The organism is Luteibacter sp. ME-Dv--P-043b, assembly GCF_030209605.1.
Lineage (GTDB): Bacteria > Pseudomonadota > Gammaproteobacteria > Xanthomonadales > Rhodanobacteraceae > Luteibacter.
Genome location: NZ_JARVRT010000027.1, coordinates 23,816 through 45,416 on the forward strand (window position 1 = coordinate 23,816; position 21,601 = coordinate 45,416).

Here is a 21,601-nt window from a genome sequence, read left to right on the forward strand (position 1 = left end):
CGCGCTTCGTGCGGTGCGGCACGCCGTCCTAGGCGGCCGGCGCCAGCTGCCTGTCGAAAGCACCCGCAAGGGTGCTTTTTTTTTGATTTTTTTTCGTCGTCTCCGGAGTGCACGTGCCATGAAGAACCGCCGCGACCCCCGATCCTGACCCGTCCGGCTCCGCCAGGGGCGGCGGTCGTCGGATCGGGGAGTGCCTCGCTTGCCCCCTCGTCCACGCCCCTGGCGATCCCTTCAGGACACTGTCACCCATGAACACCGTCAACCGCGATACCCGCATTCCCGTCGACCGCTGGCGCAACCTTGGCATCATCGCGCACGTGGACGCAGGCAAGACCACGCTCACCGAGCGCCTGCTTTACGCCTCCGGCGCGATCCATCGCACGGGTGAGGTGCACGACGGCGCGACCACCACCGACCACATGGAGCTCGAGCGCGAGCGCGGCATCACGATCGGTGCAGCGGCCGTGCGCGCGCAGTGGACGCCGGATGGCGGCGAGCCGCATCGGCTTACCCTTATCGATACCCCGGGACACATCGATTTCGCGATCGAGGTGGAACGTTCGTTGCGCGTGCTCGATGGCGCGGTCACCGTCTTTTCCGGCGTGGCGGGCGTGCAGCCGCAATCGGAAACGGTGTGGCACCAGGCACGCCGCCATGGCGTGCCGCTCATGGCGTTCGTCAACAAGATGGATCGCCCGGGGGCGGACTTCGACGCCGTGGTCGCGCAGATGCGGGACACGCTGGGCGCCCGCCCTTGGGTCGTCGCGCGGCCGGTCATCGAGGCCGAACACATGACCGGCCTGGTCGACCTGGTCGGTGAGCGCACGTGGCGCTTCGATGCCACCGGCGCGGCGGGCGTGCACGCGTGGGATGCCGCCGAGCGCGCCGTCCATGCGGCTGCGCGTGCAGACCTCGTGGCCGCGGTGGCCGATCACGACGATACGCTCGCCGCCCTTTGGCTGGCGGACGAGCCGATCACGGCGAACGAACTGCGCGCGGCGTTGCGCCGGGGCACGTTGGCGGGCCTCGGTTCGCCGGTGTTGCCGGGCTCCGCGTTCCGCAACGTCGGTATCGAGGCGTTGCTCGATGCGATGGTCGACTATCTACCGTCGCCGCTGGATCGTCCGCCCGTGGTCGCGCATACCGACGACGGTGACATCGCGGTGCTGCCCGACGCGCAGGCGCCCCTGGCGGCGCTGGTCTTCAAGGTGGTTCATCAGGCGCATGGCCCGCTGGCGTTCGTTCGTATCTATGCCGGATGCCTGCGCGTCGGCGATGCGGTGTGGCGCAGCGGCACCGATCGCGTCCAGCGCGTGGGCCGGCTTGCCGTCGTGCGCGCCGACGAAACCGACGCCGTCGAGTTCGCCGAAGCGGGCGACATCGTGGCCGTCGCCGGCTGGAAAGACGTCGCCACGGGCGAAACGCTGGCCGATCCGCATCGCCCGGTAAGGCTGGAGACGATCCAGGCGCAGCCGGCCGTGCTGTCGTGGCGGTTGTCGCCGGAACGCTCCGCCGACCTGCTCAAGCTCGGCAACGGGCTGGCGCGACTGGCGCAGGAGGACCCGTCGTTTCGCGTGGGCACCGATCCGGATACCGGTGAGACGCTGGTCTGGGGTATGGGCGAGCTGCACCTGGAGGTCACGGTCGAGCGCCTTCGCCGCGAATGGGGTGTGCCGGTACGTACCGGTTTCCCGCGCGTGGCCTACCAGGAAACCCCGGCGAAGGCCTCCGGTCCGGTCGAAGGCAAGCTGGCCAAGCAGACCGGTGGCAGCGGGCAGTACGCGCGCGTCGTACTGTCGCTGGCACCGACCGGCGAGGCGGGCAACCGCTTCGAGGACCGCAGCACCGGCGGCGTCATTCCGAAGGCCTTCCAGTCGGCCGTGGAGAAGGGCGTGCGGTCGGCGCTGCTCGAGGGCCCGCGTGGCCACCCCGTGGTCGGTGCCGGCGTGACGGTGCTCGACGGCCAGGCGCACGCGGTGGACTCTAACGAGGCCGCTTTCCATCGTGCTGCGCAGATGGCGGTGAAAGCCGCGTTGGAGGCGACGGGCACGGTGCTGCTGGAGCCGGTGATGCGGGTATCGGTCACCACCCCGGGCACGGCTGTCGGCGATGTGCTTGGCGACCTGCAACGTCGCGGCGGGCATATCGTCCAGCTCACCGAGGCGCAGGCGCGCACGACGATCGAAGCCGACGTGCCGCTGGCCCGGCTGGATGGCTACAGCACGGCACTGCGGTCCCTGAGCCAGGGGCGCGCCTCGGCCACGGTGGCATTCCACGCCTACCGTCCGGCGTCCGCGCAGGAGGTGTCGCACGCGGGGCGTGCTGCCGTTAGTCTTGGCGGATGATTGCCTATCCCGATGCCGTGACGCGGTTGCTCGCCGAGTGCAGGACGCTGAGCAGTGAGCATCCAGGGCTCGACAAGGCGGCGGGGCGTGTCCTCGCCGCCGATGTCGTCAGCCCGCTGTCGCTACCCGGGTTCGACAACGCGGCCATGGATGGCTACGCGTTGCGTGCCCCCGGCGCGTCCGTCGCCGCCGGTTCCGGCTACCGCGTGGCCGCCATGCATGCCGCGGGCGATGGCGCATTGGCCTACCCCGAGGCGGAATGTTGCGAGATCGCCACCGGCGCGCGCATGCCGGAAGGCTTCGACACCGTGGTGCCGCTGGAGCGCTGTGAACGCGACGGCGATCGCGTGCATTTTCTTGCGGACGAACCGCGGGGCCAGAACGTGCGTACCGTCGGTGGGGACCTCCGTGCGGGCAGCGTCGCCTTGCACGCCGGCCGGCGTATCGATGCGGCGGCCGTCATGCTGCTGGCCGCGCTGGGCATCGATGGCGTCGATGTCGTACGGCGGCCGCGGGTGGCCGTCATCGCCACGGGCAGCGAGTTGCATCCCGCCGGTGCGCTGCCGCCCGGTGGCATCCACGATTCCAACGGCCCGTTTCTCGCCGCCAGCCTGTTGCGCTGGGGCGCCGAGCTGGTCGTCCGTCAGCGGGTACCCGATGTCGGAACGGCTTTCCATGAGGCCATCGCCGACGCTCTTGCGGCCGGTGTGGACCTGATCGTCACCACGGGTGCCGTGTCGGCCGGTCGGTTCGACTTCGTTCCCACCACGCTTTCGGCACTCGGCGCGCATACCCTGTTCCACAAGGTGGCGATGCGGCCGGGCAAGCCCTTGCTCGCCGCACGCTTCGACGCCGGCCCGCTGGTGCTGGGCCTGCCGGGCAACCCCATGGCCGTCGCGGTCGGCTATCGCTTCTTCGTGGCGCCGGTGCTACGCGCGCTGGCGGGCTTGCCTCCCGAACGCCCGCAGCGCGTGCGCGTCGCGGAAGGCGTCAGCTTGCGCGAGGGCCTGCATCACTTCGCCCTCGGTCGATTCATCGATGACATCGATGGCGAAACGAGGGTATGCGTCATGCCGGCTCAGGCCGCCTACCGCATCGTGCCGTATACGCAGGCGGACACATGGCTGTCCGCGGCGGATGCGTTCAACGGAAGGGTGGATGCGTGGCCCCTCGACCCGGCGGACGCCCGATGATCCTCGGCCTGGTGCTTGCCGGCGGACTGTCCTCGCGCATGGGGCGTGACAAGGCCGCACTGGTGATCGACGGTGCCACGCTGTTGCAGCGAGCGATCCTTGCACTGCACGCCGCCGGCGCGGCCATCGTCGCGGTCAGCGGCGATCGGCCTGGTGGCATCCCCGACCGCTGGCCTCGCAGCGGCCCCGTCGGCGGTATCGCCAGCGTGGTCGACCATCTGCCTAACGGCGAATTGCTCGTGGTGCCCGTGGACATGCCGCACCTGGGCGAGTCCCTGCTCGCGCCCTTGCTGGCGTCGGCAGGCACCCATGCCACGAGTTGCTGGCAAGGCCACCCCCTGCCGATGCGCCTGCGCCTGGATGCGATGTCACGCACGGCGCTTGCGGAGCTGATGACCCGACCCGGGCGGGCGTGTTCGGTCGCGGCCTTGCAGTCGCGGCTGGGCGTCGCCGCGCTGCCGCTCGACAACGCGGTGACGCCGCGACTGGTCAACTGCAACACACCCGATCAATGGCGCGAGGCGACGGCATGAGAGTGCAGCTGGAGAACCACACCATCCGCGTGCGCGTCGACGAGGACGAGCTGGCTGTCCTGCTGGAAGACGTCGCCTTGCTGGGCTCGACGGCGTTCGGCACGGTGTTCACGATGCGCTACGCGGTGGATGCCACCGATGGCACGGCATGCGTGCTGTCCGGCGATGCTCACGAGTGGCGGATGGAAGTGCCGCGTAAGGCGTTGCAGGAACTGCATGCGCGGCTGCCGAGCAAGGACGGCCTGATGTTCGAACTACCCGGTCATGAGACCGTGGCCACCACGGTGCGATTCGATGTCGACGTGAAGGACAGCCTGCGTCGGCGGCGCGGTTGATCCAGCCCGCTAAAGCACCCGCTGCGGTCGCGTATAGACGTTGAAACGTCCCGGTCGCGCAAAGCCCACCAGGGTCACGCCGCAGTCGGCGGCCAGGTGCACCGCCAGCGCGGTAGGAGCCGAGATAGCCACTACCACCGCGATACGCGCGACGGCCGCCTTGGTCACCATCTCGTAACTGGCGCGGCTGGTCAGCACCACGAAGCCGTGGTCGGTGTCGATGCGCGCGGCCAGCAGTGCGCCGATCAGTTTGTCCAGCGCGTTGTGCCTGCCGACGTCCTCGCGCACGCTCAGCAGGGTGCCGTCCGGCAAGGCCCAGGCCGCCGCATGCACGGACCCGGTGAACGCGTTGATGGGTTGCGACCCGCGCAGGGAGTCCAGGGCGTGCTCGATGGCGGCGGGCGTGATCGACGGCCCCGTGCCGACCGGCGCCGGATGACGAACCACGTCTTCCAGTTCGCGGCTGCCGCAGATGCCGCAGCCGCTGCGCCCGGGCAGGGTGCGTGATGCCGGTTCGACAGGTCGCTCGCGCCGCGCATGGCCCACGGTGCGCACGTCCACCGTGACGCCCTCGAGTACGTCGTGGATATCGATCGACGTGATCTCGTCGATCGACGCCACCTTGCCTTCGGTCAGGGCGAAACCGCGGGCGAAATCCTCGAGGTCGTGCGGCGTGGCCATCATGACCGCGAACGGTTCGCCGTCCACATGCATCGCCACCGGCACTTCCTCGGCCAGCCTGTCGTCGTCCTGGGTGGCCACGCCGCGCTCGAAGCGCAGCACGGGCCGCGTCACCCATCCCGCTGCCGGCGGGCGATCAGGCAACGGCATGCGTCACCGCGCGCTCGATGCGCACGGGCACCGATTTGTAAGCCGGCGTGCCGGAGCGTCGATCGTGGCTTTCCAGGGCGATCAGTGCGTTGCCCTCGGGGTAGTACATGGCCACGGAGCCCGGCGCGATGTCGAAGGCCACTGCCGTGAACCCGCGCACGGCACGTGCCTTGCCGTCGGCCACGTTGGCGCCCGTGGCGAACACGTCGATGCGATCGCCGTGTTTCAGCCCGCGCGCGGCGAGGTCGTCGGCGTGCAGGAAGATGACGTCACGCCGACCGGTCACGCCGCGGTAGCGATCGTTAAGGCCGTAGATGGTGGTGTTGTACTGGTCGTGCGAGCGGATGGTGGTGAGCATCAGGTCGCCCTCGGCCAGCGGCGCATCCTCGTCCAGCCCGCGTGCAAGGAGGAAATGCGCGCGGCCGTCCGGCGTGTCCCAGGCGCGCTCGCTGGCGGCGACGCGCAGGCGGAAACCACCGGGTGCACCGACCCGCCGGTTGAAGTCGCGGAAGATGGGAAACACCTTCTCGATGTCGTCGCGGATCAGGTTGTAATCGCCCACCAGACGGTCCCAGTCCACGCGCGTGGCGGGCAGGGTGGCCTTGGCGATCCCGCCGACGATCCACGGCTCGGAGCGCAGGTGTTCCGACGCGGGTTTCAGCGTGCCGGCGGACGCATGCACCATCGACATGGAATCCTCCACCGTGACCGCCTGCGGCCCGGTGGCCTGCTCGTCCAGTTCGGTGCGGCCCAGGCAGGGCAGGATGAACGACTGCCGGGCCAGGATCAGGTGCGAGCGGTTGAGCTTGGTGGCGATGTGCACGGCAAGGTCGAGGCCGCGCATGGCGGCGAAGGTTTCCTCGGTGTCGGGCATGGCGACGGCCAGGTTGCCGCCCAGCGCCACCAGCGCCTTCGAGCGACCTTCGCGTATGGCGATCACTGCGGCGACGGCATCGTGGCCGTGCGCGACCGGTGGCTCGAAGCCATAGGTGGCGCGAAGGCCCTCGTTGAGCGCGGCGTTCGGCTTCTCGGTGATGCCCACCGTGCGGTCGCCCTGCACGTTGCTGTGGCCGCGCAGCGGGCAGATGCCGGCGCCTTCGCGGCCGATGTTGCCGCGCATCAGCAACAGGTTGGCGATCTGCTGGACATTCTCGGTGCCGTGCGCGTGCTGGGTGATGCCCATGCCGTAGCAGACGATCACCTTCGACGCCCGGGCGTAGATGGATGCCGCGTGCTCGACCTCCGCGCGCGTCAGGCCGGAGGTGCGTTCGATGGCCGTCCAGTCGGTCGCCTCGATGTCGGCGACCAGTGCCTCGAAACCGGTGGTATTCGCGGCGATGAAATCCCGGTCGATCACGCCCGGCATGCCCTCGGCGAGGGCCCTGGCGTCTTCGACGAGCAGGTACTTCATCATGCCCTTGAGCACCGCCACGTCGCCGCCGATCTTCAGCTTGTAATAGGTGGAGGCGATGCGTACGGCGCTGTTGGTGAGCATCTCCACCGGGTGCTGCGGCGAAGTGAAACGTTCCAGGCCCCGCTCGGGCAGTGGGTTGAGCACGACGATGGGCACGCCGCGCAGCGATGCCTCGCGCAAGGTCGAAAGCATGCGCGGGTGGTTGGTGCCCGGGTTGTGGCCGATGCAGAAAATCGCGTCGCAGTGATCGAAATCCTCGAGTGTCACCGTGCCCTTGCCCGAGCCCAGCGACTCCGGCAGGCCCACGCTGGTGGCCTCGTGGCACATGTTGGAGCAGTCGGGGAAATTGTTCGTGCCGTATTCGCGAACGAACAGCTGGTAAAGGAACGCCGCCTCGTTGGAGGCGCGCCCCGACGTGTAGAACTCGGCCATGTCCGGCGAGGGCAGCGCGCGCAGGGCGGCGCCGATGCGCGCGAACGCGTCGTCCCAGGCGATCGGGCGATACGTGTCGGTGTCGGCGTCGTAGGCCAGGGGATGGGTCAGCCGGCCCAGGCCCTCCAGGGCATAGTCGGTCAGGTTCCACAGGTCGGCGACGGTATTGGCCGCGAAGAACTCCGGCTTGACCCGTTTTGCCGTGGCTTCCCACGACACCGCCTTGGCGCCGTTCTCGCAGAACTCGAACGAGGAGGTTTCCTTCGGATCGGGCCAGGCGCAACCGGGGCAATCGAAGCCCTTGGGCTGGTTGACCTTGTGCAGCGCAATGGACTCGCGGGCAAGGGCCATCTGGCCGCTGAGCGCGCGGGCGACCGCGCCGAGCGCGCCCCAGCCGCCTGCCGCGCCGTCGTAGGGCTCGATGCCGGGAATGTCTTTCTCGCTCATGCCTGTGCCTCAGGTTGACCCGCCTGGCGCCATTCTACGCGCCTGCATCGGCGAGGAAATTGAACCGCGACCGACGGCATTCACGCGGTCTTGCCGGGTGCTGCCCCAACCTCCGCGCCGCTCGGCGCCCCTCCCCGTCGCCAGGAAGAATCGAACGTGCCAGCCCAACCGCTCGCAACCGTGCTGCACGATGGTGCGCCCGCGCCGCGTGGACTTCCCATCGGCGATCTCCGCGGCTTCGGCCGCGTGGGCGACGATGCATCGATCACCTGTCTGGCCCTCGACCGTGCGCGGGGTCCCTTGCAGCCGTCGCACCCCGACCGTGCCCTGCTGGCGCTGCACACGGACGCCCCGGTCGAGTGGACGGCCGCGTACGTGCCCGGCACCCAGGTGCTCGAAACCGCCGGACGCATGGCGACGGGCGAGGTGCGCGTGGTGGACTTCATGCCGCTGGCCGAAGGCCGCCCGGGACAGGGCGAGTCGGTACCGGCGGGGCGTTTCGTTCGCCTGGTGAGCTGCACGGAAGGCGAGGTGGCGTTTGGGCTTGTGTGCGCCGTGGCGGTGGACGCCGCGCCCGCCTTGGAAGCGCGCACCGTGGACGGCTGGTACGTGGCGTGTTCGCGGCCGATGGACTTCGCCGACGAACTGGCGGCGACGCACGTGCGGCTTGCCGCCGGCGAAAGCATGGCCATCGTGCTGGCCGCCGCACCGGTGGACGGCGGTGCCGCCCTGATCGCGGATACCTTGCATGGCCTGGGCGACACCATCCATTACTGGACCTGGTGGAGCGACCGCTGCCGTTACAAGGGTCCCGACTTCGAGGAGCGGCTGCGCGAGGTGCTGGCGCTCAAGCTGTGCTGCGTGCCCGGCGGCGGCATCGTGGGTGAACATCCCGGCACGGGCGGTTTCGCCGCGGCGCCGCTGGTGGAATGCTCCCGCGCGGCGGCCCGTTTCCTGGACCTGGGTTATCGCCAGGAATGCGTCGACCTGCTGAACCACGTGCACGGCCAGCGGTCTGCCGTGGACCAGGTCAGCTGGGCCTCGGACGACGGCTTCGCGGACACCCTGGCCCGTTATGTCGAGCGTTATGGCGATGCCGGTCTGCCGGAGGGATTGCGCCAGGCGGTCACCTCGCCGGATACCCCGTTGCAGCAACGGGCCGTGTAAGGCCGACGCTCGGGTTACGCCGCCAGCGACACGCCGGCGGCCAGTGCATCGAAATACTCGCGCATGAGCCGCAGCTGCGACGCGGCATCCTCCGCCTGGTTGACCACGTGGCGGAAGGCGGCATTTTCCGGGCGGTCCTTCGCGTACCAGCCCAGGTGCTTGCGGGCGATGCGCACGCCCATCCGTTCGCCGTAGAACGCATAAAGCTGTTCGAGATGGCCGGCGAGGATGTCGCGCACCTCGGCAGGTGACGGCTCGGCAAGAAAACCGCCGGTCTCCAGATGGTGAGCGATCTCGCGGAAGATCCACGGCCGGCCCTGCGCGCCGCGACCCACCATGATGGCGTCCGCGCCGGTGGCGGCCAGCACCTGCCGCGCTTTCTCCGGCGAGGTGATGTCGCCGTTGGCCATGACCGGAATGCCAACCGCCGCCTTGACGGCGGCGATGGTGGCGTATTCGGCCTCGCCTTCGTACTTGTCGGCACGCGTGCGTCCGTGCACGGCCAGCGCCGCGATACCGGCGTCCTCGGCGATGCGCGCGATGGTCAGCGCGTTGCGGTGTTCCCGGTCCCAGCCGGTGCGGATCTTCAGGGTGACCGGCACGTCCACGGCACGGACCACGGCGTGCAGGATGCGCGCCACCAGGGGCTCGTCCTGGAGCAGGGCAGAACCCGACCACACGTTGCAGACCTTCTTGGCCGGGCAACCCATGTTGATATCGACCAGCTGGGCGCCGTTGTCGGCGTTGTACTTCGCGGCCTCGGCCAGCATGCCGGGGTCGTAGCCGGCGATCTGCACGCTGACCGGCTCCGGCTCGCCCTCGTGGTCCATCCGGCGCAGCGATTTGAGGGTGTTCCACAGGCGCGGATCGGACGCGGTCATCTCGGACACGGCCAGGCCGGCGCCCATGCGCTTGCACAGGAGCCGGAACGGTTTGTCGGTCACGCCCGCCATGGGCGCGAGCACCACATGGGGCGCGATAGAGTAAGGGCCGATGCGCATGGCGCGATTTTACGCGATCCGCGGCACGACCGTTGGCGGGCCCGACGGGTCGGGATCAAGTCCCACGCCGGCCTGCCGATATGCTTCCATGGCACCAAGGGGCTGACGCCGGATCATGGGTACGGGTGTGGAACAGGACATCTGGGAGCGTAAATACCACCTCGCACTGGAGAGGATGGAGCGCGACGAGCGCGATTTCCGCGACCTGGAAGAGGGCCTGCGCCGCCTCGCCGTGCGCCTGGCTGCCCTCGCCCGTGGCCAGGGCAGCGATATCGACAGCCTGCTCGACCGGCTGAACGAGGCGCTGCGCGATTCCCCCCAGCCCGCCCTGCTGGATACCCTGCTGGAGTCTTTGTCGGAAGCCGTAGCGGGGCTGGATCGCCTGCCGCCCGCGGTGAACGACGACGCCCCGGCCGCGCCCCCTGTCGCCGTCGCGGCGGTCGAGGCCCCAGCACCGCCACCCCTGCAGGAAGACGGCAAGGTGGTGGCGTCGCTGCGTACGGATATCGCCCGTCTGCAGGACCTGCTGGCTGCGGTCAGCGCACGCCTCGGCGACATGACCCGTTACCTCGCCGCCGAACTGGCCTACGGCGAGGCCGCCGCGGGTGGCCGCGAACTGGATGCCACGGTGCGCGAGGAAATGCGCGCGCTCGGCGAAAGCACCCTCACCGCGACAGACCTGGGCGCCCTGCAGGCGGAGGTGAACGCGCGCCTGTCGCTGATCGACACGCACTTCCGCGAGTACCGCGAACGCGAGGACGCCCGCATGGCCGCCTACCGCGATCGCGCGGAGCGCATGCGCGACCGTGTCGAAGAGCTGGAAACCCAGGCAAGCTCGCTGCAGGATTCGTTGCGCCGCGAACACGCGCTAGCGCTGACCGACCTGCTCACCGGCCTGCCCAACCGGCTGGCCTACGAGCGTCACATCGAAGCGGCCCAGGCGCGGATGCGTGAAACGGGCACGTCGCTCTGCCTAGCGGCGCTCGACATCGACCATTTCAAGACGATCAATGACAGCCTCGGCCACGCCGCGGGCGACGCCGTGCTGCGCATCGTGGGCCAGACGCTGACCCGCGAGCTCGCGGATGCGACGTTCGTGGCGCGTTACGGCGGCGAGGAATTCGTCGTGGTATTCAGCGGCAGCGAGCGCGATGCCGCCCTCCAGGCGGCCCAGGGGCTGTGCGCCCTCGTGGCCTCGCTCGCGTTCCATGCCAGCGGCAAGCCGGTCACCGTGACCATGTCCGGCGGCGTCGCCTGCTTCGGCCTGAACGACACGTCCACCGAGGTGTTCGAACGCGCCGACCGGGCCCTATATTCGGCAAAACGCGCGGGCCGCAATCGCTGCGAGGCAGGCTGATCCAGCCTTGGCGCACGCCGCACGCCGCACGCCGCACGCCGCACGATGTACCACGTGTTTGTAGGAGCGCACGATGTGCGCGACATCTTTTCACGATAAGGTTTTCGTGTGCCGTGTGCCGTGTGGCGTGGAGCAAGAGCCGGCGGGTAGCCCCCTCGGGGCCACGCCTGCGGCGACCCGCTAAGGAAGGGCCGCTGGCGCGGCCGTTTATCTATGGCCCTACGGGCCCGGGTCGGGCTTCGAACGGGGATTTTCGATTCGCCATCCATGGCTCAGCGAAAATGGCCGGCCGTCCTGGCCGGCCCCCTTCGGGCCTTGTCCGTTCGAATCCCTCGCCTACGGCTACCGGCCCCGAGGGGGCTACCCGCCGGCTCTTGCTCCACGGCCCAAGGCCCAAGGCCCAACACGATGCCGAAGGCGAGCCTCTAAATCCACCCGCAAAAACGAAAAAAGCCGCGCAGGCGACAGGGAGCAACTCCCCGCCGCCCGCGCGGCCGTTTTCGCACAAACCTGACGGAAGATCAGTCGCGGCGTGCGAGCAGCATGCCGACGAGGATGCCGACGCCGAAGCCGCTCAGGATCGCGCCGAGCGGGCGGTGGGCAACCGCGTCACGGACGGTGTCGACGGCTTCGCCGGCCTTGGCCTGGACGCGGCCGGCCGTCTCACGGATGGCGCCTTCGCCTTCCATGCCGTGATCGCCCACGAGGGCGCCGGCGGCACGCTGCACACGGCCGCCGACGGTGTTGGCGGCGCCGCGGATCTGGTCTTCGTTCATGGTTTTATGCTCCAGGTGGGTTGGACGAGGGCCGACAGTGCCTTGTCGTAAGTGCACGAAGCGACAAGACCTCGTCGACTCCGTTCATTCACCGGGCCGATGCGGCGACGCGTCATAATCGTGGCCTTCCGGTTCGATGAAAGGTTCATCCGCCCATGGAAGCGAAAAAAGACAAGCCGTCCTCGTTCGGCGCAGCCGCCAGGCCTGCGGCGGTCGTGACGCGGGGCCATGTCCGTTTCACCGTGCTTACGCCGCGGTTGCTGCGGCTGGAATGGAGCGAGGAGGGTCGGTTCCGCGATGGCCGTACGCAGGTGGTCGTGCACCGTGACCTCGATGTGCCGGCGTTTCGGGTGACCGAGGACGACACGTCTCTGCAGATCGACACCGATCGCCTCAGCCTGCGCTACGACAAGGCCGGCGGGCGTTTCCAGGCCGGCAATCTCTCGATACGCCTGCATGGGAAAGACGACGCGGACATCGTCTGGCATCCGGGCGACGTGCAGACCGCCAACCTGGGTGGCACGTACCGCACGCTGGACCGTTACGACGGCGACACCTGGCAGGACGGCAGCACGCTGCCGCTGGAGCAGGGCCTGATCGCCCGCGATGGTTGGCATGTGGTCGACGATACCGAAAGCTTCGGTCTGGACGACGACGACTGGGTGACGGCGCGTCCGTCCGGCGAGCGCCAGGATCTGTATTTCTTCGGGTACGGGCACGACTACACGGCGGCCCTGGCCGATTTCGCGGCGATCGCCGGGCCGCAGCCGATGCCGCCACGGTTCGTGTTCGGCTACTGGTGGTCGCGCTACTGGAATTATTCGGACCAGGAACTGCGTACGCTGGGTGCGCGCTTCGTCAAGGAACGCATTCCCCTGGACGTGCTGGTTCTGGACATGGACTGGCACACCACGCCCGGGCTGTCGTTGCGCCCGGGACACGAGGAAAAGGATGTCTTCGGCGAACAGTCGGGCTGGACCGGCTACACGTTCAACCGCAGCCTGTTTCCGGACCCGGTCGCGTTCATGCAGTGGGCGCATGGCCAGAAGCTGCGCGTGACGCTCAACCTGCACCCCGCCTCGGGTGTCATGCCCCACGAGGAAAAGTACCAGGCGATGGCCGATGCGCTGTCGTGGGATACCTCCACGCAGGCGCCCATCCCCTTCGAGGGCACGTCGCGTTCGTACATGCGCGCCCTGTTCGACACGGTGCTCCATCCGCTGGAGCACGAGGGTGTCGACTTCTGGTGGCTCGACTGGCAGCAGTGGCCCGAGTCGAAAGCCCATCCGGGACTGTCCAACACCTGGTGGCTCAACCACGTGTTCTTTACCCAGATGCAGCGCGAGGGCGACCGGCGCGGTCTGATCTACCATCGCTGGGGCGGCCTCGGTAACCATCGTTATCCGATCGGGTTCTCCGGCGACAGCGTGATCTCCTGGACCTCACTGGCCTACCAGCCGCACTTCACCGCCATGGCGTCCAACGTGCTGTATGGGTACTGGAGCCACGACATCGGCGGGCACACCTTCCACAAGCACATCCCGCGCCCGGAGCGGCACCTGGAGCCGGAGCTCTACGCGCGCTGGATGCAGCTGGGCGTGTTCAGTCCGGTGCTGCGCACGCATTCGGCCAAGGAGGCCAGCCTGCACAAGGAGCCCTGGCATTTCGGGCCGCCCTATGGCGATGCCATCTTCGCGGCCATCCGCCTGCGCTACCAGCTGGCGCCGTATATCTATGCCGCCGCGCGGCAGGCCTACGAGACCGGCCTGTCCATCGTGCGGCCCATGTATTACCACTGGCCCGAGCACGACGAAGCGTACACCCACCCCTCGCAATACATGTTCGGCAACGACCTGCTGGTGGCGCCGGTGACGGTGCCCGTGGGCGCCGACGGCACCGCGCCGTTTCCGGTCTGGCTACCGCCGGGTCGGTGGTACAGCCGCGATGGTGCCGACGTGTTCGAGGGTGGCCGTGTGCTGGCGCAGTGCTACACCCTGGAGGAAACGCCGGTGTTCGTGCGTCAAGGCAGCGTCGTTCCGCTTTACCCGGAAGGCATGCGCGACCTGGCCAATGTGCCGGACGAGCTGATCCTGCAGGTGTTTCCGGGCGCCGAGGGTCACGCCGAACTTTACGACGACGATGGCGAGAGCCAAGGCTACCGGCGTGGCGAGTGCTCGCGTATCCGCGTGCAAAGCCGCAAGGATGCCACCTCGCACCGGTTGCACATCGCCCGCAGCGAAGGCGACTTCCCAGGCAAGCATCCGGTTCGCTCGTACATCGTGCAGTTCCTCGATGCGGGCATGCCGGACAGCGTGGAAGTGGACGGGCGCGTGCTGCCGTACAGCGCGCAGCCGAAGCAGGGCACGTGGTTGTTCGACACGGCATGGTTGTGCATCCGGATCGATCTCGGCCCGGTGAGCATGGACGAGGCGCACGAGGTCATCGCGCATGTCCGTCCGGCGCATGTGCCGCCGTCGGGTCTGCTGCGGCGCATGCGCCGTGCGGCCGACGCGGTGCTCTACCTCAAGCAGGTATGGGGCGACATCTCCGCGCTGCCCGACGAGGTGGACCTTGCCAGCCAGGCGTCTCGCGTACTCGCCTATGCGGTGGAGCAGGGTGACGAGGCCGGGCGTGGCGATCGCTTCATGGCCGCGGTGGCCGCGTTCGAGTCCCGCTACGCGGCGCTGCCGGCGAGCGTGGCGGCAACGCCGATTGACGATGCGCTCAAGCGCGGCTTCGTCGACGTGCTGGGTCGCTGAGCATGCGTCTCTGCCGCGGCTCGTGGCTGTCGCCGTTGCTGTGGGGCGCGATGGCCTTCGCGGCTGTTTTCGCGGTGCAGGCACAGGCACAGCCGCCCGTGCGGGTGGGTTCCAAGGCGGACAACGAAGGCGCGGTGCTTGGCCAGATCGTGCTGCAGGTGCTGCGCCATGCGGGCATTCCCGTAATCGATCGTACGCAGCTGGGTCCCACCTCGATCGTGCGCCGGGCCCTGCTCAATGGCGATCTGGACGTCTATCCGGAATATACCGGCAACGCCGCCTTCTTCTTCCATCGGGAAAGCGACCCGGCCTTTCGTGACGCGGCGCAGGCGTGGGCCCTTGCCGCATCGCTGGATGCGGCGGCGAACCGGCTGGTCTGGCTGCGCCCCGCGCCGGCCGACAATCACTGGGCAATCGGCGTGCGCGCCGACCTTGCCCATGCCCGCGGGCTGCGCACGCTCGACGACTTCTCGCGCTGGGTGCGTGGGGGTGGCGATGTCTACCTTGCCGGATCGGCCGAGTTCGTGGAAAGCGATGCCGCGTTGCCGGCGTTCCAGTCGGCGTATGGATTCACGTTGCGTGGCGACCAGTTGCTGGTACTGGCCGGCGGCGACACGTCCGCCACGATCAAGGCCGCGGCCGAAGGAACCTCCGGCGTCAATGCCAGCATGGTCTATTCCACGGACGGCGCACTGGCCGTCACCGGACTGGTCGTGCTCGACGATCCGAAGCATGTGGAAATGGTCTATCAGCCAGCCGCTGTGGTGCGCGACGAGACGCTACGGCGCTACCCGGCCATGCGAGCTTCCCTGGAAGCCGCATTCAGGCCGCTGACCGTCGAGGTGTTGCGCCGGCTCAACGCGCGCACGCAGATCGGTGGCGAGCAGGCATCGGCCGTGGCGGCGGATTACTTGCGCACGCAGGGCCTGTTGTGACGGTGCGGGGTGCGGCGTTGCCGGTGATCGTGCTGACGGGAGCGGGAGCGCTTGCCGCCGTGTTCGCCGACTTCCTGCATGTCGCGCCGAACCGCCTTCTCAGCGGTCCCGCGGCCAGTCCGCACGTGTGGGCGCTGGCGGCGGTGTGGCTCCTGGCGGGCGCGTTGGGCACGGTGCGCGTGCCGGGGCGCACGTTCATCACCGCGGTATTGGCGTGGGCCGGTGTGGTCGGCTTGCCGCTGCTGGCCGGCATGGACGCGCGGGCCCTGCTGGAGGGCGCCGCGACCGGCACGCGTATCCAGCTGGGCACCGGGTTCTGGGTGATGTGGCTCGCGGCGACCTTGCTGTTGCTGGACCGGCTGGCCGCGATGTCCCGGCCGGTGCGAGTGCTTGCGTGGGTCGGCGTGCCGGTGGCACTGGCCGGTATGGCGATGGCCGGGACGTTCGATAGCCTGGCGTTGCTGCGCGAATACGCGGCGCAACACGCGCCGTTCGCCGAAGCCCTGCTGACGCATGTGCTGCTCGCGGCCGCCACGCTGGCGATAGCGCTGCCGATCGGTGCGCCGCTGGGCTGGTGGGCATGGCGAACGCGGCGTACCGACGGGGCGCTGGTCGGCGTGCTGGCGTTCCTGCAGACGGTGCCCTCACTGGCCTTGTTCGCCTTGTTGATCGGGCCGTTCGCGTGGCTGGCCGGCAGGTGGCCCGCGCTGGGTGCGCTGGGTTTCGGTGGCACGGGGGCCGCACCGGCGGTGTTCGCGCTGGTGCTGTATGCGCTGTTGCCGGTGGTCCGCTACACCGTGGCCGGGCTGGATGCCACGGCGGCGGACACGCGCGAGGCGGCGCGCGGCCTGGGCATGACCCGGCGGCAGGTGCTGCTGCGCGTGCAATTGCCGCTGGGCTGGCCTGTGCTGCTGGCCGGCTTGCGCATCGTGGCGGTGCAGACGGTGGGGCTGGCGGCGGTTGCCGCCCTGATCGGCGCGGGTGGGCTGGGCCGGTTCGTTTTCCTCGGCATCGGCCAGGGTGCGACGGACATGGTGCTGCTGGGTACGCTGACCATCATCGCACTGGCGCTGGCGGTCGATCTTTTCTTCCAATCGTTGCTCGTGCTGACGGAGCGCCCTGCATGATCGAGTTCGAGCACGTTCGCACGTCGTACGGTACGCAGGTCGTCATCGACGATCTCTCGCTGCGTATCGAAGCGGGCGAGTTCTTCGTCCTGGTCGGGCCATCGGGTTCGGGCAAGTCCACGCTGCTGCGCACCGTCAACCGGCTGGAACGGGTGGACGCGGGCAGGGTGCGTGTGGACGGCAAGGATGTCGCGACGGTCGATGCGGAAACGCTGCGCCGGGGCATCGGTTACGCCATCCAGTCGGTCGGCCTGTTTCCCCATCGCACCGTGGGCGAAAACATCGCCACGGTGCCGCGCCTGCTCGGTTGGAGCGATGCCGACATACGTGCCCGCGTCGGCGAACTGATCGACCTGCTGCACCTGGACGAGCCCGGCATGGTGGATCGTTATCCCGATACGCTGTCCGGTGGGCAGCAACAGCGTGTCGGCGTGGCGCGCGCCCTGGCTGCCCGCCCCCCGGTCGTGCTGATGGACGAGCCGTTCGGCGCACTGGATCCGCTCACGCGTGAATCCCTGCAACGCAGCCTCAAGGCGATACAGCGCGACAGCGGCACCACGTTGCTGTTCGTCACGCACGACATGGACGAGGCGTTCGGCCTCGGCGACCGGATCGGCCTGATGCTGGAGGGCAGGCTGGCCCAGGTGGGCACGCCGTTGCAACTGATCCGCGAGCCGGCGGACGATCGCGTGCGCACGTTCGTCGGCGGTGCGCGGGTGCGCCTGCGTGAGCTGGCCGTGCGGTCGGTGCGCGAGGTGCTGCGCGGCGGTGAGTCCGTGGACGGTGACCCGCTGGATATCGACACGTCGCTGCAGGACGCGCTGGCGGCCATGCTTGCGCAGGGGCGTGACTGCCTGCCGGTGGACGAGGGCGGCCGCCGGGTGGGCGTGGTCCGCCTGGGCGACCTCGTGGCGCCGCCTGCATGAGGGGGCTGCTGCCCGCCGTGGTCCTGCTGGCGTTGGTGCTGGTGCTGCCGCACGCGGCACCGGTGTTCCATGCGGGATGGCCGGCGCTGAGTCATCCGGTCTACGTGCGTACGTCGTTCGCCATGCTGACCCTGTCCCACCTGGGGCTGGTGCTCGTTGCCACCGCGGTCGCGACGATCGCCGGGCTGTCCCTCGGTGTGCTGGTGACGCGTCCGGTCGGCCGGTCGCTGCTGCCCACGGTGCGTGCGGTGGCGGTGATCGGGCAGACGTTTCCACCGGTGGCGGTGTTGGCCATCGCCGTACCGCTGCTCGGCTTCGGCGCGGCGCCGACCTTGCTGGCCCTGGCGTTGTACGGCGTGCTTCCGGTGCTCGGACAGGCCGTCGCGGGGCTGGACAATGTACCCGCGGCTGCGCTGCATGCCGCCGACGGCATGGGCTACGGCCGCTGGCGGCGCCTGCGGGAGATCGAACTGCCGCTGGCCGTCGGGCCGATCATGGCCGGCGTACGTCTGTCGGCCATCGTCGGCGTGGGCACGGCGACCATCGGTTCGACCGTCGGTGCCACGACGCTGGGCTCGCCCATCGTCGAGGGCCTGGTCGGCAACAACACCGCTTACGTGATCCAGGGCGCCCTGCTGGTCGGTGCACTGGCACTGACCCTGGACGGTGCGCTGCAAGCCCTGGAACGCCGCCTCACTCGTAGGCCTCGAACGCTGTAGGAACGCGCGCATGCGCGCGACATCGTTTCGCTGTGACCATCGGGGTGGCGCGCCAGCTCCGGGGGTGTCGCGAACACATGTCGCGCGCATGCGCGCGCTCCTACATGGCGTCGTCGTTGTTCAGGACGTCGTCGTTGTCCAGGGCTTTGTCGTTGTGCAGGGCGTTGACGTTGTGCCGCCGCCGGCGCGTTGGGACGCCGGCGGCGGTTGCTTACCAGATTTTGACGCGCTGCTTCGGATCGAGGTACAGCTTCTGCCCGGGCTTCGCCTTGAACGCGTCGTACCAGGGGTCGAGGTTGCGCACCGTCTGCGCGCGGAACTCGCCGGGTGCGTGGCCATCGCCGATCACCTGGGCGCGCATTGCCGCGTCGCGGGTCTTGCTGCGCCACGATTGCGCGAAGGCAAGAAAGAAGCGCTGGTCGCCGTCCAGGCCGTCGATCACCGGGGCGGGCTTGCCGTGGAGGCTTTCCTTGTAGGCGGCATAGGCGATGGTGAGTCCGGAAAGATCGGCGATGTTCTCGCCCAGGGTCTGTTGGCCGTTGATGTGCAGGCCGGGCAGCGGTTCGTAGGCGTTGAACTGTTCGACCAGGCGCTGGCCCGCATCCTTGAAGTGCTTCTGGTCGGCGTCGGTCCACCAGTTGGCGAGGCGGCCCTGCGCGTCGAACTCGGCACCGGTGTTGTCGAAGCTGTGGCTGATCTCGTGCCCGATCACGGCGCCGATCGATCCGTAGTTGGATGCGGCGTCCGCTTTCGGATCGAAGAACGGCGCTTCCAGGATGGCTGCCGGGAAGTTCAGCGCGTTCTGCAGCGGCAGGTTCACCGCGTTGACCGTCTGCGGTGTCATCCACCATTCGTCGCGGTCCACCGGCTTGTCCAGCTTGGCCACCTGGTGGCGGTATTCGGCCAGTTCGGCGCGCTGGTGATTGCCCAGCGCATCATCCGGACGAATCTCCAGCGTCGAGTAGTCGCGCCAGGTGTCCGGGTAGCCCACGCCGACCTTGATGGTGGCGATCTTGGCCTTGGCCTTCTGCCGGGTGGCGGGTGACATCCAGGCGAGCGTGTCGACGCGCGCATCGAATGCCTTCAGGATGTTCTTCACCATGTCCTGCACTTCGCTGCGCGACGACGCCGGGAAGTATTGCTTCACGTAGATCTGGCCCACGGCATCGCCCAGGTCGCTGTCGACGCGGCCGATGCCACGCTTCCAGCGGTCGCGCTGCTGTGGCGTGCCCGTGAGTACCTTGCCGTAGAAGCCGAAGGCGAGGTCGTCGTACACCTTGGGCAGCAGGCCGGACGCGTTCTCGTTGATAGTGTGGAAACGCAGCCAGGCCTTCCAGGTGTCCAGCGGCTCACTGGCGACCAGCGCGGCGAACTTCGTCACCGTGCCGGGCTGCCAGACGATGAAGGTCGGCTGGTCGTCGAGCGCGGCCGCCTTGAAATACGCGTTCCAGTCGATGCCGGGCGCCTTGCTGGCGAAGGCGGTGCGCGGCCACGGGTTGTTCGCCTTGTGGATGTCCTCGCTGTCCACGATGGATTCCTGCGCCTGGGCGATCTTCGTCTCCAGGGCCATGACGGCCTTCGCCTTGGCGGAGGCGTCCGGCGTGCCGGACTGCTTCAGCACCGCCTCGACGTAGGCGGCGTACTTCGTCCGTGTGTCGACCATGTCCTTGTCGGTTTTCAGGTAGTAGTCGCGATTGGGCATGCCCAGGCCGCCCTGCAGCAGGTAGGGCATGTTGCGCGTCGGATCCTCGAGGCCCTGGGCGACGAACAGGCCGAGCAGGTGACCAGTGTCGAGGTTGGTCGCGTTGATCGGGTCGACGTCGGCGCGCAGCTGCGCGCCCAGGGCGGTCGACAGGGCGGCCTTGTCCCCGATCGCGTCGATCGCGTCCAGTGCGGGTTTGAGCGGGGCCAGGCCGGCCTTCTCGATCGCCGCCTGGTCCATGTACGCCTTGTAGTAATCGGCGATCAGGCGCTGGTTGCTGCCCGCCGCCGGATTGCCTCCGCCCGCGGCCTTGATCAGCTCGGCGTTGCGTTTCTCGGCCTTCTCGAACACCTCGAGGAACACGCCGGTGCTGGCACGGTCGGCCGGGATCTGCGCGGTCTTGCGCCAGTTGCCGTTGGCGAAGCCGTCGAAGTCGTCGCCGGGCTGCACCGAACGGTCCATGCCCTTGAGATCGACGCCCACGGGCTGCGCGGCGATCGCCGCGGCGGAAGCGAGGCCGCAGGAAATGGCGGTCGCGAGAATCCGGTGGAGGTTTGCCATGGACGAGTCCTACGAAGGAAAGGGCGCCCACCATAAACCGGGAACCGTCCCGTGTGTGCATGACCGATGCGCCAGGCGGCATGCACCGACCCGCAGGAAAGCCCAACCGGGGTTGTGCCCTAATGATCGTCCGGCCCCGCAAGGGGGTCGGCACGGGCGGGCCGCGGGTCAACCCCGGCCTGTCCGGACCTTCCATCCATGGCTAGCAGATCTTTAGGGAGATCCACTATGAACGCACGCTTCGAACTCACGGGGCCACAGACCGATATCGCCAGCTACCCCACCTGGACCCAGGACATGGTGTCCTCTTGCGAGGATGCCCGACGACAACTCGTCCGCCACGACATGTGGGAAGCGATGAAGACGGCGACGCTCGATCCGGTGACCACTCGTAACTTCATGGTCGGTGTGTGGCCGGTCATCGAGCGGTTTCCGGGCTACATGTCGCACAGCCTGCTCAAGACGCGGTACGGCCGCAGCCCGGGCGACGACCTGGCCCGCCGCTGGCTGGTGCGCAATATCCGCGTGGAGCAGAACCACGCCGAGTACTGGCTCAACTGGGCCGAGTCCGCCGGCGTGTCGCGCCAGGACGTCCTGACGGCCGAGCCGCCCAAGGGCAGCCAGGTGCTGGCCAACTGGTGCGAGGAGGTCAGCCGGGACGATTCCCTCGCCGCAGGCATCGCGGCTACCAACTACGCCGTGGAAGGGGCGACCGGGGACTGGTCGCAGATCATCTACGACAGCCAGGCCTACGCGGCGAGCCTGCCGATTTCGGGCCGTAAAGCCGGCCTGCGTTGGCTTCAGCTTCACGCGGCGTATGACGATACCCATCCATGGGAAGCGCTCGAGATCGTCTGTACCCTGCTGGGATCGAACCCCCCGGTGGACCGGATCGAGCACATCAGGGAGTGTGTCCGTCGCAGTTACGTGGGCATGAGCATCACGCTCGACCGTTGCATGGATGGCGCGGCCCCGGTTCGCACGTCGAACGTGGTTGCCGCGTAACTCGCATGTTGGGCGTCTTATAGCGCAATATCAGGT

The 21,601-nt window shown here is 68.6% G+C and carries 17 protein-coding genes; 12 read left to right on the top strand and 5 right to left on the bottom strand.

Translation table 11 applies throughout. The features are described from left to right. Window positions 1-248: 248 nt before the first annotated feature. From fusA to QRN34_RS14735, 4 genes are read left to right on the top strand one after another with little or no spacing between them, the layout of a single operon-like run. The gene (fusA, locus tag QRN34_RS14720) at window positions 249-2,345 is read left to right on the top strand and encodes an elongation factor G (RefSeq protein WP_285405536.1); all 2,097 of its coding nucleotides are present in this window, start codon (window positions 249-251) and stop codon (window positions 2,343-2,345) included. Beyond that, complete coding sequence (locus QRN34_RS14725) at window positions 2,342-3,538, top strand: molybdopterin molybdotransferase MoeA (protein ID WP_285405538.1); 1,197 nt, start codon at window positions 2,342-2,344, stop codon at window positions 3,536-3,538. Before fusA ends, QRN34_RS14725 begins: the two co-directional genes overlap by 4 nt. Continuing rightward, window positions 3,508-4,071, top strand: coding sequence for a molybdenum cofactor guanylyltransferase (locus QRN34_RS14730; protein WP_285405540.1), 564 nt, complete (start codon window positions 3,508-3,510; stop codon window positions 4,069-4,071). The genes QRN34_RS14725 and QRN34_RS14730 overlap by 31 nt, the downstream gene beginning before the upstream one ends. After that, on the top strand, window positions 4,068-4,406 hold the full coding sequence (locus tag QRN34_RS14735) for a hypothetical protein (protein ID WP_285405542.1): 339 nt from the start codon (window positions 4,068-4,070) through the stop codon (window positions 4,404-4,406). Before QRN34_RS14730 ends, QRN34_RS14735 begins: the two co-directional genes overlap by 4 nt. A gap of 9 nt (window positions 4,407-4,415) precedes the next feature. Here the strand turns inward: QRN34_RS14735 and fdhD are convergent, their stop codons facing one another. Together fdhD and QRN34_RS14745 are read right to left on the bottom strand one after the other, a co-directional pair. Continuing rightward, entirely contained in the window at window positions 4,416-5,237 is an 822-nt protein-coding gene (gene fdhD / locus QRN34_RS14740) for a formate dehydrogenase accessory sulfurtransferase FdhD (protein WP_036137717.1), read from the bottom strand. Continuing rightward, a complete protein-coding gene (locus QRN34_RS14745) occupies window positions 5,224-7,530 on the bottom strand; it encodes an FdhF/YdeP family oxidoreductase (RefSeq protein WP_285405544.1) in 2,307 nt (768 codons plus the stop codon). The genes fdhD and QRN34_RS14745 overlap by 14 nt, the downstream gene beginning before the upstream one ends. A 156-nt stretch (window positions 7,531-7,686) precedes the next feature. Here QRN34_RS14745 and QRN34_RS14750 point away from each other — a divergent pair, with 156 nt between their 5' ends. Then, complete coding sequence (locus QRN34_RS14750) at window positions 7,687-8,697, top strand: hypothetical protein (protein WP_285405546.1); 1,011 nt, start codon at window positions 7,687-7,689, stop codon at window positions 8,695-8,697. A gap of 14 nt (window positions 8,698-8,711) precedes the next feature. On the opposite strand, the gene dusB is transcribed toward QRN34_RS14750, so the two are convergent. Continuing rightward, on the bottom strand, window positions 8,712-9,698 hold the full coding sequence (gene dusB, locus QRN34_RS14755; RefSeq protein ID WP_285405548.1) for a tRNA dihydrouridine synthase DusB: 987 nt from the start codon (window positions 9,696-9,698) through the stop codon (window positions 8,712-8,714). A 115-nt stretch (window positions 9,699-9,813) separates the two neighbouring features. On the opposite strand from dusB, the gene QRN34_RS14760 reads away from it, so the two are divergent. Further along, window positions 9,814-11,055, top strand: a complete 1,242-nt coding sequence (locus QRN34_RS14760) for a GGDEF domain-containing protein (RefSeq protein WP_285405550.1) — start codon at window positions 9,814-9,816, stop codon at window positions 11,053-11,055. A gap of 521 nt (window positions 11,056-11,576) precedes the next feature. Here QRN34_RS14760 and QRN34_RS14765 read toward each other — a convergent pair. Then, window positions 11,577-11,831: a CsbD family protein gene (locus QRN34_RS14765; protein WP_036137703.1), complete on the bottom strand. Its 255-nt coding sequence runs from the start codon at window positions 11,829-11,831 to the stop codon at window positions 11,577-11,579. Between the two features lie 155 nt (window positions 11,832-11,986). Here QRN34_RS14765 and QRN34_RS14770 point away from each other — a divergent pair, with 155 nt between their 5' ends. The 5 genes from QRN34_RS14770 to QRN34_RS14790 are packed head-to-tail and all read left to right on the top strand — an operon-like array spanning window position 11,987 to window position 18,297. After that, complete coding sequence (locus tag QRN34_RS14770; RefSeq protein ID WP_285405552.1) at window positions 11,987-14,590, top strand: glycoside hydrolase family 31 protein; 2,604 nt, start codon at window positions 11,987-11,989, stop codon at window positions 14,588-14,590. 2 nt (window positions 14,591-14,592) lie between these two features. After that, complete coding sequence (locus tag QRN34_RS14775; RefSeq protein ID WP_285405554.1) at window positions 14,593-15,525, top strand: glycine betaine ABC transporter substrate-binding protein; 933 nt, start codon at window positions 14,593-14,595, stop codon at window positions 15,523-15,525. Further along, entirely contained in the window at window positions 15,522-16,652 is a 1,131-nt protein-coding gene (locus QRN34_RS14780) for an ABC transporter permease subunit (protein WP_285405556.1), read from the top strand. Before QRN34_RS14775 ends, QRN34_RS14780 begins: the two co-directional genes overlap by 4 nt. Beyond that, on the top strand, window positions 16,649-17,578 hold the full coding sequence (locus QRN34_RS14785) for an ABC transporter ATP-binding protein (protein WP_285405558.1): 930 nt from the start codon (window positions 16,649-16,651) through the stop codon (window positions 17,576-17,578). Before QRN34_RS14780 ends, QRN34_RS14785 begins: the two co-directional genes overlap by 4 nt. Next, window positions 17,575-18,297 carry an ABC transporter permease gene (locus tag QRN34_RS14790; RefSeq protein ID WP_285405560.1) on the top strand — a complete coding sequence of 241 codons (723 nt, stop codon included), beginning with the start codon at window positions 17,575-17,577 and terminating at the stop codon, window positions 18,295-18,297. Before QRN34_RS14785 ends, QRN34_RS14790 begins: the two co-directional genes overlap by 4 nt. Window positions 18,298-18,508: 211 nt before the next feature. Here the strand turns inward: QRN34_RS14790 and QRN34_RS14795 are convergent, their stop codons facing one another. Further along, window positions 18,509-20,560 (bottom strand): M13 family metallopeptidase, encoded by a 2,052-nt coding sequence (locus QRN34_RS14795; RefSeq protein ID WP_285405562.1) that lies wholly within the window; start codon window positions 20,558-20,560, stop codon window positions 18,509-18,511. A gap of 228 nt (window positions 20,561-20,788) precedes the next feature. On the opposite strand from QRN34_RS14795, the gene QRN34_RS14800 reads away from it, so the two are divergent. Further along, the gene (locus QRN34_RS14800; RefSeq protein WP_285405564.1) at window positions 20,789-21,565 is read left to right on the top strand and encodes an iron-containing redox enzyme family protein; all 777 of its coding nucleotides are present in this window, start codon (window positions 20,789-20,791) and stop codon (window positions 21,563-21,565) included. Window positions 21,566-21,601 lie beyond the last annotated feature (36 nt).

Bases quoted from the DNA above. Each gene is read 5' to 3' on its own strand.
- fusA (WP_285405536.1), top strand. From the start codon at position 249: ATGAACACCGTCAACCGCGATACCCGCATTCCCGTCGACCGCTGGCGC.
- QRN34_RS14725 (WP_285405538.1), top strand. From the start codon at position 2,342: ATGATTGCCTATCCCGATGCCGTGACGCGGTTGCTCGCCGAGTGCAGG.
- QRN34_RS14735 (WP_285405542.1), top strand. From the start codon at position 4,068: ATGAGAGTGCAGCTGGAGAACCACACCATCCGCGTGCGCGTCGACGAG.
- fdhD (WP_036137717.1), bottom strand. From the start codon at position 5,237: ATGCCGTTGCCTGATCGCCCGCCGGCAGCGGGATGGGTGACGCGGCCC.
- QRN34_RS14745 (WP_285405544.1), bottom strand. From the start codon at position 7,530: ATGAGCGAGAAAGACATTCCCGGCATCGAGCCCTACGACGGCGCGGCA.
- dusB (WP_285405548.1), bottom strand. From the start codon at position 9,698: ATGCGCATCGGCCCTTACTCTATCGCGCCCCATGTGGTGCTCGCGCCC.
- QRN34_RS14760 (WP_285405550.1), top strand. From the start codon at position 9,814: ATGGGTACGGGTGTGGAACAGGACATCTGGGAGCGTAAATACCACCTC.
- QRN34_RS14765 (WP_036137703.1), bottom strand. From the start codon at position 11,831: ATGAACGAAGACCAGATCCGCGGCGCCGCCAACACCGTCGGCGGCCGT.
- QRN34_RS14770 (WP_285405552.1), top strand. From the start codon at position 11,987: ATGGAAGCGAAAAAAGACAAGCCGTCCTCGTTCGGCGCAGCCGCCAGG.
- QRN34_RS14775 (WP_285405554.1), top strand. From the start codon at position 14,593: ATGCGTCTCTGCCGCGGCTCGTGGCTGTCGCCGTTGCTGTGGGGCGCG.
- QRN34_RS14785 (WP_285405558.1), top strand. From the start codon at position 16,649: ATGATCGAGTTCGAGCACGTTCGCACGTCGTACGGTACGCAGGTCGTC.
- QRN34_RS14790 (WP_285405560.1), top strand. From the start codon at position 17,575: ATGAGGGGGCTGCTGCCCGCCGTGGTCCTGCTGGCGTTGGTGCTGGTG.
- QRN34_RS14795 (WP_285405562.1), bottom strand. From the start codon at position 20,560: ATGGCAAACCTCCACCGGATTCTCGCGACCGCCATTTCCTGCGGCCTC.
- QRN34_RS14800 (WP_285405564.1), top strand. From the start codon at position 20,789: ATGAACGCACGCTTCGAACTCACGGGGCCACAGACCGATATCGCCAGC.